Annotated in this window: 11 protein-coding genes; all 11 read right to left on the bottom strand. The window is 28.7% G+C overall.

From position 1 onward, the window contains the following. A partial coding sequence (locus NSA23_RS07195) for a transposase (RefSeq protein WP_257490359.1) occupies positions 1–994 on the bottom strand: 994 nt, incomplete at its 3' end. A gap of 252 nt (positions 995–1,246) precedes the next feature. Then, positions 1,247–3,061 carry an ATP-dependent zinc metalloprotease FtsH gene (gene ftsH, locus NSA23_RS07190; RefSeq protein WP_042680719.1) on the bottom strand — a complete coding sequence of 605 codons (1,815 nt, stop codon included), beginning with the start codon at positions 3,059–3,061 and terminating at the stop codon, positions 1,247–1,249. Positions 3,062–3,164: 103 nt separating this feature from the next. Next, positions 3,165–3,701 (bottom strand): hypoxanthine phosphoribosyltransferase, encoded by a 537-nt coding sequence (hpt, locus tag NSA23_RS07185; RefSeq protein WP_042680717.1) that lies wholly within the window; start codon positions 3,699–3,701, stop codon positions 3,165–3,167. Between the two features lie 19 nt (positions 3,702–3,720). Continuing rightward, on the bottom strand, positions 3,721–5,112 hold the full coding sequence (tilS, locus tag NSA23_RS07180; protein ID WP_246119188.1) for a tRNA lysidine(34) synthetase TilS: 1,392 nt from the start codon (positions 5,110–5,112) through the stop codon (positions 3,721–3,723). 283 nt (positions 5,113–5,395) lie between these two features. Next, complete coding sequence (spoIIE, locus tag NSA23_RS07175; protein ID WP_042680715.1) at positions 5,396–7,750, bottom strand: stage II sporulation protein E; 2,355 nt, start codon at positions 7,748–7,750, stop codon at positions 5,396–5,398. A gap of 455 nt (positions 7,751–8,205) precedes the next feature. Then, the gene (locus NSA23_RS07170; RefSeq protein WP_042680713.1) at positions 8,206–8,616 is read right to left on the bottom strand and encodes a S1 RNA-binding domain-containing protein; all 411 of its coding nucleotides are present in this window, start codon (positions 8,614–8,616) and stop codon (positions 8,206–8,208) included. 82 nt (positions 8,617–8,698) lie between these two features. Beyond that, a complete protein-coding gene (locus NSA23_RS07165; protein WP_050069760.1) occupies positions 8,699–9,034 on the bottom strand; it encodes an FtsB family cell division protein in 336 nt (111 codons plus the stop codon). A gap of 46 nt (positions 9,035–9,080) precedes the next feature. Further along, positions 9,081–9,557 carry a spore cortex biosynthesis protein YabQ gene (gene yabQ, locus NSA23_RS07160; RefSeq protein WP_042680711.1) on the bottom strand — a complete coding sequence of 159 codons (477 nt, stop codon included), beginning with the start codon at positions 9,555–9,557 and terminating at the stop codon, positions 9,081–9,083. A gap of 16 nt (positions 9,558–9,573) precedes the next feature. Further along, on the bottom strand, positions 9,574–9,873 hold the full coding sequence (gene yabP, locus NSA23_RS07155) for a sporulation protein YabP (RefSeq protein WP_257490358.1): 300 nt from the start codon (positions 9,871–9,873) through the stop codon (positions 9,574–9,576). Between the two features lie 85 nt (positions 9,874–9,958). Next, entirely contained in the window at positions 9,959–10,207 is a 249-nt protein-coding gene (locus NSA23_RS07150; protein ID WP_042680707.1) for an RNA-binding S4 domain-containing protein, read from the bottom strand. A 48-nt stretch (positions 10,208–10,255) separates the two neighbouring features. Then, the gene (locus NSA23_RS07145; protein WP_042680704.1) at positions 10,256–10,534 is read right to left on the bottom strand and encodes an HU family DNA-binding protein; all 279 of its coding nucleotides are present in this window, start codon (positions 10,532–10,534) and stop codon (positions 10,256–10,258) included. Positions 10,535–10,624: the final 90 nt, after the last annotated feature.

Here is a 10,624-nt window from a genome sequence, read left to right as displayed (position 1 = left end):
TCTCATAGCCTGAATCGGCTACAACTCTATCTATTTTTATATCATATTTTTCCAATAAACTATTAACAAAGGTAGGTAATGTCTTCATATCTGCTGGATTACTAAATCCTTCTATACCTACAACATAACCCCCATTTGTTGCACATTGAATATTATATGCAGGTTTTAATTGTCCATTTTTCATATGATCATCTTTTAATCTCATAAAGGTAGCATCGTGATCCGTTTTAGAATAGCTATTTCTTTCTCCCATTATTTCTAAATGTTTTTCATATGTATCAAGCTTATTAAGCCATTCTTCAAACAATTCATATCTTTTTTGCTCTTCTGTTTTTCTTTTCCCTTGACCATAAACAAATACTATATCTTTTGATTTACAAATATTTCTTACATTATTAAACTCCTTTAAAACAAGCTTTTTAAGATCGCCTTTTGATAATTCATCATTAATATTAAAATACTCCAAAATCTTTTCTATCAATCTTTTCTGATATTTAATGATAGACTTTTTCCATACAAATGTGTATCTATTTGCATTTGCCTCTATTTTTGTTCCATCTATATAAATACTTTTTAAATCAACTTCTCCTTGTTCTATTAACAAATCTATTAATTGTTTTGATATTTCATCCATAAAAGGATAAATTTTATTCCTAAATCTATTGATAGTTACATGATCAGGAGTCTTACTATTGTTTAGAAGCCATCTAAACCGAAGATCATATCTACAAGCATCTTCAATATCTCTAGCTGAATATTTTCTATTTAAATATGCAAAAACTAACACTTTTAACATAGTACGTGGTTCCACAACTGGCTTTCTACCTTTATGAAAGTAGGCACTAGTTAAAAAACTTAAATTCATCTCCTCAATAATATTGTGCACCAGGAAAACCTCGTCATCCATATCAAAATCATTAGCCAAATCAAAACTAAAAGATAGTTGCATTTTTTTGATTTTTGCTTTATAATTAATTTTAGTATGTGATTTCATTGCAGATAAATTATACTAAAAAACAGGTCGAAGAGCTACCGCTCTTCGGCCTGTTTTACTTTTATGGGCTTTTTATTTTGAAACAGCCCCTATATTTGTTAGACAATTCGGTTTCATCCTTATTGGCACAAATAGAGCAGTATTTTAAAGTTCAATATATTTAATTTTACTTTATACATATCTATTTGGACATGAATTTTAAAATTCCTTCTTTTTTAAATAAAAAAAGGTAGCTAACCTTTGTTAACTACCTTATACACTCATGAATACTTCTTCAAACTCTTTTGCATCAAGGGTTTCTTTTTCAAGAAGGGCCTCTGATACTTTATGCAATCTATCTATATTTTCTTTTAGTATTTCTTCAGCTTTTTGATAAGCTCTATCTATAATAGTTCTCATTTCTTTATCTATTGCTGCCGCTACTTCTTCACTATAATTTCTTGCTCTTCCAAAATCTCTGCCTATGAAAACTTCTTCATCATCTGTTCCATAAGTCATAGGCCCTAAGTTATTGCTCATTCCATAATGAGTTACCATTCTTCTTGCTAGTTTAGTAGCTCTTTCTATATCATTTTGTGCGCCTGTACTTATATCTCCAAGAACTAAGGCTTCTGCAACCCTTCCTCCTAGCATTTGGACTATTTCATCTTCCATTTGTCTCTTTGTCATATATTGTCTATCTTCTTCTGGAAGATAAGCAGTAAATCCTCCTGCCATACCTCTAGGCACAATAGTTACCATGTGGACAGGATCTGCATTCGGTAACATTCTAGCTGTTATAGCATGCCCTGCTTCATGATAAGCTGTAAGTCTTCTTTCTTTTTCACTTATTATTCTACTCTTTTTCTCTGGACCTGCTAAAACTTTAATAGAAGCTTCCTCAATAATATTCATTGGTATTTCTTTTAAATTTTCTCTCGCTGTAAGAAGAGCAGCTTCATTAACTAGATTTTCTAAATCTGCTGGTGTAAATCCTGGTGTTCTCTTTGCAACTACATTTAAGTCTACATCTTCTGCTAGTGGCTTGTTACGGGTATGAATTCTTAAAATTGCTTCCCTGCCTCTAACATCTGGTGCTCCAACATATACTGTTCTATCAAATCTACCTGGTCTCAAAATTGCTGGGTCAAGGATATCTGGTCTATTAGTTGCCGCCATGAGTATAATACCTTCATTGGTACCAAAACCATCCATTTCTACTAAAAGTTGATTTAATGTTTGCTCTCTTTCGTCATGGCCTCCACCAAGACCTGCCCCTCTTTTTCTACCTACAGCATCTATCTCATCTATGAAAATTATACATGGAGAATTCTTTTTTGCTTGTTCAAATAAATCTCTAACTCTACTAGCTCCAACTCCTACAAACATTTCTACAAAATCAGAACCACTTATGCTGAAAAAAGGCACTCCTGCCTCACCAGCAACCGCTTTACTTAAATAAGTTTTACCTGTTCCTGGAGGACCTACAAGTAATATACCCTTAGGTATTCTTGCACCTAATTCAATATATTTTCTTGGACTCTTTAAAAAGTCCACTATTTCCTTTAATTCTTCTTTTTCCTCTTCAAGACCTGCAACATCTTTAAAAGTTACTTTCTCACTTTCATCTTCTTTATGCATTTTTGCTTTACTTTTTCCAAAAGACATTACTCTATTTCCGCCACCCTGAGATTGTTGCATAAATACAAACCATATTACAACAACTATAAGTATAGCAAAAATAGTTGGCAATGCCCCAACAATCCAAGGTGTACTTGGTTCTTCCTCACCTTTATATCTAATTTCTTTATTATCTAATAGAGGCTTCACATAATCCTTATAGAAGTCTTCCTTCATTTCTTGAGGTAATACAGTACTAAACTCAGTTCCATTTTTCAACTTGCCTTTTAAAACTTTTCCTCCCACACTTTTCAAACTTTCTACTTCTTTGTTTTTTAAATGTCCTACTAGTTCTGTTGCGTCCATTTCAACTACTGGTTCTACATCTTTACCTACCACTTGTACGACCAGAACTATAATAATGAGTATAAGCAAATAGAAGCTCACACCCCTAAAGAATTTTCTCAACCTAAGTCCTCCCTTCTAGAACTGGCAAGATTGTATATTTTCAAATTATAACATATTTCATCCTAAAAAACAACAATCTAACCAAAGTCAATTTTCATATATTTTAATCACATTTCTTCTCTTTTAATGAGAATATATCTGGTAGGTTTCTATACTTTTCAGCATAGTCTATACCATAACCTATAACAAATTCATCAGGTATGACGAACCCTCTATAATCAACAGGTACATCTACTTTTCTTCTCTCAGGCTTGTCTAGAAGAGTACATATTTTTACACTACTTGCTCCTCTTTTATTAAGATTATCTGTTATATAATTAAGTGTAAGTCCTGTATCTATTATATCTTCCACTATGAGAATATGTTTACCTTCTATATTGGAGTCCAAATCTTTTATGATTCTAACTACTCCTGAGGATTTAGTAGAACTTCCATAACTAGATACAGCCATGAAATCCATAGTAACTGGTATTTCAATACTTCTTGCTAAATCTGCCATAAATATTGCTGCCCCTTTTAATATTCCTACTAACATTAGCTCCTTTCCTTTATAATCTTCTGTAATTTCTTTTCCTATTTCCTTTACTTTTTGTTCGATTTGTTCTGAAGAAACAAGTATCTTTTTTGTAAACTCCTCCATTTTTATCCTCCTTATATTTCTAAGCTTTTACATATTTTATTATTAGAACATTTTTTGTACTAGAAGTTATTTTGTGTTTTTCACTAATTCTAAAGCCTACTACCCAAATAATATTTTTATCATCTGTTACTATAGGTATAGTCTCCCTTTTGTTTAGCGGTACTTTTTCATCTATGAATAAATCTTTTACTTTTTTCATTCCGTTCATGCCTAAAGGAATAAACTTATCTCCTCTTAGTCTATTTCTTACACACAAACCGCCTTCTATTTTATCATAATCAAAATACTTAATAAACCTATCTTTAAAATTTATTTCAGCTTCAGACCTAGGTAAAATTTTAGCTTCAATAAAAAAGTTTGTCTCTTCAATATATATAGGTTTTCCTAAGGAAATATTATAATTATAACTTATTCTATCTTCACTATTACCCAGTCTTATAACAATATCATCATAGCTTGTCTCAGCTACTATATTATTTATTAAATTTATGCTTTTTCCCGTTTCTCCCTTGTCAAAAAGTTCAACTATATCTAAAATATGTTTACTAGTAATCCCTTTAAGACTTCCTGTTAAATCATTTATACTATGCCTTATAATTCTCTTTTTTATAGCATCGTCTTCTTTAATAAATTCATTTCTATCTAAGATTATACTATCTTTTTTCTTAATTTTCATATATTCTTTATATTTATTTAATGAATATTTATTTAGAAAATTACTATCCTCAGACATTATATTAGAGGTCCTCCACAATGTATCAATTATATTTGGGTTAAAATTTTTTTCTATATATGGAATGGCTTCTAATCTAATTTTATTTCTATTGTATATAGGTATTAAATTAGTTTTGTCTAATCGGGTTTTTATTCTGTTCTTTTCTATGTAATTCTCTATCTCATCCCTAGATATATCCAATAATGGTCTAATAATATTTCCTGATTTATATTCCATACCTCCTAAACCATCTATACCAGTACCCCTTAAAAATCTCATAATTAATGTCTCTGCCTGATCATTTTTATTATGAGCTACTGCTATCTTTCCTCCACCTATTTTTGACAATACTTCTCTAAAAAAACCATATCTCAGCTTTCTACCTGCATCTTCTGAAGACATTTTATGTAGTTTAGCATAACCCTCCATATCTATTTTCGTGGAATAATAAGGAATATTTAAATCCTTAGATAATTCCTCTACAAACTTCTCATCTTCATCTGCATCTTTCCCTCTAACACCATGATTTACATGGGCAATATAAATTAAAAAAGGAATCTTCTCTTTAATTTCTAAAAGAGCATAGAGAAGAGCCATAGAATCTGGTCCACCAGACAATCCTATCAAAATATTATCTCTTTCTTCAATTAAACTATGTTCTGTAATAGTTGATAACATAATTCCCTTAAGTTCCAATATATAACACCACCTATAATAATCTCTAAAACACAAATCTACTTTACCTATTAATTATATGATAATTTTTAATTTTTTGTTTAGATATTATACCCCTTACTTATAATATACCAGAAAAATAAGCTGTACTACAATTATTTAAATTATTTTAATACAGCTTTTAAAAAATTAATTGTTTTAAATTCCTAATATCAAAAAATTAAGCAAATAGAAAGAAATCCCTCCTTCCTATTTGCTAAAAGCATATAGATTAAAAATCATCAATTCCCCCATAGTCATATTTTCAATTTACCTTCCAAATTTTTGTAGCTAATACTGTCATATCATCTTTTATTTTTCCATTAGAAACCTTTTTAGCTTCCTTCATTATCATATTGGCAATTGTTTGAGGATTAAAACTATCAATATCTTTAATAGTATCCTTCATCCACTTTTCTTTATTTGCTACTTCTTCATTAGCTTCTAGTACTCCATCTGACATCATAATAATAAAATCTCCATCTTCTAAAAACTCCTCATATATTTGAAAATCTAAATCTTTTATCATTCCTACAGGTAGTGAATTAGAATTTATAACTTCTACCCTATCTTTTTTCTTGATAAAAGTAGGTGCTGCCCCTGTTTTTATTGCCTGTAATTTGCCAGAATATAAATCTATAGTAGAAATATCTAATGTGGTAAATATCTCTTCTTCTGATTTCAACATTAGAAGGGAATTTATAGTGTTTAATGCTATTTCCTCATTAAAACCTGCTTCTAAAAACTTTTCTAATAAGGTTATAGCTATACTACTTTCATAATTTGCTTTCTTTCCCATTCCCATTCCATCACTTAAGGCTACAAAATACCCATCATCTATATCTCCAAATGTATAACTATCTCCTGATATATAATTTGAAAGTTGACTATTTACTGATACCTTAGTCATAGTACCAAATTTATTGGCCTTTTTAAATTTATATTTATTTCTTTCTTCGGTCTTTTCATTACTATTTACTGTGAATTCTCCTTTTAATGGTAGATCTATTGCCTCTGAAACAATAGCTTTTACATTTTCCAAACTATTATTGTTTTTGAAGCATTTATCCACTTCTATATATATTTCAAAATCATCTTCACCATATTCAGCAACTATTACATCTAATATATCTATATCATTAATTTTCAAAGCAGTAAATATATCTGCTTCTACATCTTCTTTAAAACTTATCTCCCTATCTATATTATCCATAAGATTTCCTATTATATCTGAAATACCATTTAGCTGTTCTGCTACTAACTTTCTATTTTCACACATTTTCTTTTCCCATATATAGTTTATTTTATATACATCAAAAAGCCTATAAATTTTCTCTATTATATTTTCTGTATTTATGCATGTAGATTTAAAAAGATCCGGCATATATTCTTCTTCTATTTCTCCTGTCATTTCCATCATAGTTATGAGATTGAACATAGAATAATATGTTGTATAAAAATCATCTTGCCAACAGAATTTATTCATAGAACAATTTTTACACATATCTTCTGCTACCTCATCAATAAAAACAGATACATTATCAGTACAAATCTCCTTATCTTCTGAAACCTTTACAAATATTTTACTTAATTCATCAAATACTCCTGAAACTTCCCTTAGTCTCTCTTTTGTCAATTCTTTAATTCTTTCATCATGTGAACTATTTTCATCTACTCTCAAAGTTATAGAAAGAAAATGCAATATATTTTCCTCTATATATTTAAACCCTAAAGCAAAAACACCACTACTAATTCCTAGTTCATAATAATTTAAAAAGCTTGTACCAAATCCATTTATATAAAAACTCATGATACTATTTCCTAATATAAATCCTAGTATGGAACCTATTTTCCCTAAATCCCTAAATACTCCTGAAAATAGACCAGAAAGTCCATATATGGAAATTAAAAATGGCATATCAGGTTGGGATAAATAAGCAACCATTCCTAGAGTAATGCCTATACCTGCACCTAATGGTGCTCCATATGCATATCCTATTACTAGTATAAATAAAATACTAAGTATATTTTTAATAGAGATACCTAATACGCTAAAACTACCTAATCCTGAAAGTGCTAATGAAAACATAATAAAGATACATATTATTTCTTCATTAGTAAACTTGCTCTTTTCTCTTATTCTATGAGGGAAACTATAGGAGAATATATATGTCATAGTAAAAATAACTACTCCTTCAAATACTACCATCATAAAATCATAAATATAATAATCTTTTAATAATAGTAGTCTTAAGAAATCTACTGCTATAAATATAATAGATGAAACTAAAGATATCTTTATTATTGGTATTTCTTTATCCTTATTTCTAATACCAAAAATAGTATATATAATCCCTGCTACAATTAAATAATTATACCCTTTGATACCATGAAAACTTAATAATCCTATTATTACTGATATTAAACTTATAAATGGAAAACTACTAATACTGCTAGCTGCTAAAAAAGATATTCCAAATGGAGTCAACCCATTTACAATGGAGGTTCTAGATATAAAAATTCCTAACACTCCAATGAGAACCCCCATTTTGTCAAAAATTATTTTCTTATTAAAAGTCCTCTTTTTATCTAAAGATACAGTCCCCATTCTTTCAGCCATTGCTAACCACCCCTATTTATATTTTCGTATTTACAATTTATAATAACAGAAGTTTTCTGAAATATTTGTCAATACTAGTTATATAAATAAAAAATCTTTAGACATATTCAAATACCAAATATCAAAAAAACAATAGTTTTTTTTAATCTAATATTACTAACATTATATCTGTAATAAGAATAATTAAGGGTGTATAGCTTAAAAAAATAAAATTAATATCTAATGTATAATAATGTATTTTTTTTGTAAAACAAAACAAATAAAAAGGACTGTTTATTTGTTAAACTTAGTAACAGTCTACGGATTTTAAGTTAATAAGCTTGGCACTTTCTTTTAACATAATACCAATTTCTGCAAATACAGTTAAAAATAAGAAGATATCTCTAAGTTAAAATAAAACCAAAAGAAACCATCAATAATATCTTAAAATAATAAAAAACCGGATTAATCCGGTTTTAATAGTCAGCATTTTTACTGCCGCCTCTTTGCCCCTTTCTAGATTCTCTACTTTTTAATTGATCTTGCCTCTCATTGCTTTCCTTCATGAACTTAGAAAGCTTATCTTCAAAGGACATATGCTTTTGTCTATCATCAGTTCTACCCCAATCAATTTCAATTGGTTCACTAGTCTTAGGTTTAGCTTGTCTTATAGAAAGGCTTATTTTGCCTTCTTTATTTATGGATAAGACCTTTACCTTAACTTTTTGATTTCTCTTTAAATAATCACTCACCTTTTCCACATAATCATCTGATATCTCAGAAATATGAACTAACCCAGTCTTTCCCTCCTGCAATTGAACAAAAGCACCAAAATTTGTTATTCCTGTAACAGTGCCTTCAACTACCTTTCCTACAGCAATGCCCATAAATAAATAATTCCTCCTTACAAAATAATCTGTTGTCTTTAAATATTAGTATATATTAGAAAACAAAATATGTCAATCTAGGCTAATTGTCTCCTTTCATTAAGAATGGATTTTTATTTTTATTTTTGTCTATATAGATAATTTCTCTAGGTTTTACCATTCTAAATTCTTCCCTTGCAGTTTTTTCAATAAACTTTAGAGAGTCCTTGTTTTTAATTTCAGTATTAATTCTATCTATATCTGATTTCAACTCTTCCATATCTTTCTCAGTGCTGGCTTTCTCTTTCTTTAGTCCATTTATCATAACCCTCTGATTATATAATGTAGAACATATATATATAATAAACAGAAATAAAAGTAAATGTCTTATCTTAAATTTTCTCTTCCTCTTTTTACCTTCATTTGCCTTTTTATTCATGTTAACCACCTCATATTATTTATTCTACAAATTGTCATAAAATCCTTTATTTCTTTTTAGAAAATATTTTTATATATTTATTTGTATCTTTTAACATCTGTTTTGAGACATTATTTGCTTTTTTAATCTTTTTAAATATAGGCGATAACATTTTTCTAACCATATTAAAAGGCCACAATATGATCATAAACAATTTACTTAATATTAAATAAATTAATCTCAATAATTTTAAAAGAATAGGATATATTAATTTGCTTAAAGTTTTTAAATAAAGATAAATTCCCAAAAATAATCCTATAAATATATATCCTCTTAACTCTCCCCAATTGCTTTTTATAAGAATAAAAAATACAATTAAAGTTATTATAATCCAAAATACTAAATCCTCAACAAATGTAGCAATCCTTGTGGGATTGAGATAAGATCTAAGCCCTCTATATATATCATATATGAAGCCCACTATTAAACCACCATAGAAAACCGTAAAAAATATATAGGCTTGAACCTTTACAGAATTGTCCATATTTTTCCCCTCATTATCACTTAAACATTTTACCTAATATATTTCCCTTTGAACTTGAAGATTTATTAGTATATAAGACTCCATTTATCATTCCATCTATTTTTACATTTCCATCTTCTAAATTCAACTTACTAATATTAAGTTCTTCTCCCTTTATTGTTAGCCCTCCTTTTACTGTAAATAATATTATAGTATTGTCATTAAAACTCTCTACCTGTTTCACTCCAGTAATAGATAATTTCCTTCTATCCTCCAAATATAAATTTTGATTTTTAAATCCTAATTTATCATCATTTACATTCACTACATTCACCACCTTAATACCCTCATATTAAATAATATGAATTTTAAAAAACTTTATGACTTAAGATTTAAAATAAGACAAAAAAAGAAGGCCTTATTTAAAAGCCTTTCAAATGTTTATAAAGTTCTTCTGATTGATTTTTAGCTACATTATCCTTTATACTTAATACTTCAACTTTAGTAGAGCCTGTACCTAATTTGATTTCTATAATATCTCCTGGTTTTACTTCGTCTCCTGGTTTTGCAATTTTTTCATTTATAATTACTCTACCTTGTTCACAGGCCTTTTTAGCCATAGTTCTTCTCTTAATAAGCCTTGAATTTTTTAAATACTTGTCTACTCTCATAGCACGCTTCCTCCTTAGTAAAAAAATCAGGTCGTTGACCTGATTTTTTTACTTATTTACAGATTCTTTTAAAGCTTTACCAGCCTTGAAAACTGGAGCCTTAGAAGCTGGAATATGAATAACTTCTTCAGGATTTCTTGGATTTCTTCCTTCTCTTGCTTTTCTTTGTCTAACTTCGAAAGTACCAAATCCAACAAGTTGAACTTTGTCTCCTTCTACTAATGCTTCCTCAACAGATTTCATAAATGCATTTAAAGCACTCTCTGCATCTTTTTTCGTTAAATTACTTTTTTCAGCTATACTAGTAACTAATTCTGCTTTATTCATAATTAATTCCTCCTCATACAATGTATATAGTTTGCCTATATCTTCTTATTCTATCTTGTTTTAAAAATTCCTTCTTATTTGTAATCCTTT

This window comes from Anaerosalibacter massiliensis (assembly GCF_024623155.1).
Lineage (GTDB): Bacteria > Bacillota > Clostridia > Tissierellales > Sporanaerobacteraceae > Anaerosalibacter > Anaerosalibacter massiliensis.
This window is presented reverse-complemented; position numbering and strand designations above follow the sequence as displayed.

What these genes read in the sequence shown, in the direction of transcription:
- yabQ (WP_042680711.1), bottom strand. Translation starts at nt 9,557, where the DNA reads ATGGACAATTCTGTAAAGGTTCAAGCCTATATATTTTTTACGGTTTTC.
- NSA23_RS07170 (WP_042680713.1), bottom strand. Translation starts at nt 8,616, where the DNA reads ATGGGCATTGCTGTAGGAAAGGTAGTTGAAGGCACTGTTACAGGAATA.
- NSA23_RS07165 (WP_050069760.1), bottom strand. Translation starts at nt 9,034, where the DNA reads ATGAATAAAAAGGCAAATGAAGGTAAAAAGAGGAAGAGAAAATTTAAG.
- NSA23_RS07150 (WP_042680707.1), bottom strand. Translation starts at nt 10,207, where the DNA reads ATGAGAGTAGACAAGTATTTAAAAAATTCAAGGCTTATTAAGAGAAGA.
- hpt (WP_042680717.1), bottom strand. Translation starts at nt 3,701, where the DNA reads ATGGAGGAGTTTACAAAAAAGATACTTGTTTCTTCAGAACAAATCGAA.
- NSA23_RS07145 (WP_042680704.1), bottom strand. Translation starts at nt 10,534, where the DNA reads ATGAATAAAGCAGAATTAGTTACTAGTATAGCTGAAAAAAGTAATTTA.
- spoIIE (WP_042680715.1), bottom strand. Translation starts at nt 7,750, where the DNA reads ATGGCTGAAAGAATGGGGACTGTATCTTTAGATAAAAAGAGGACTTTT.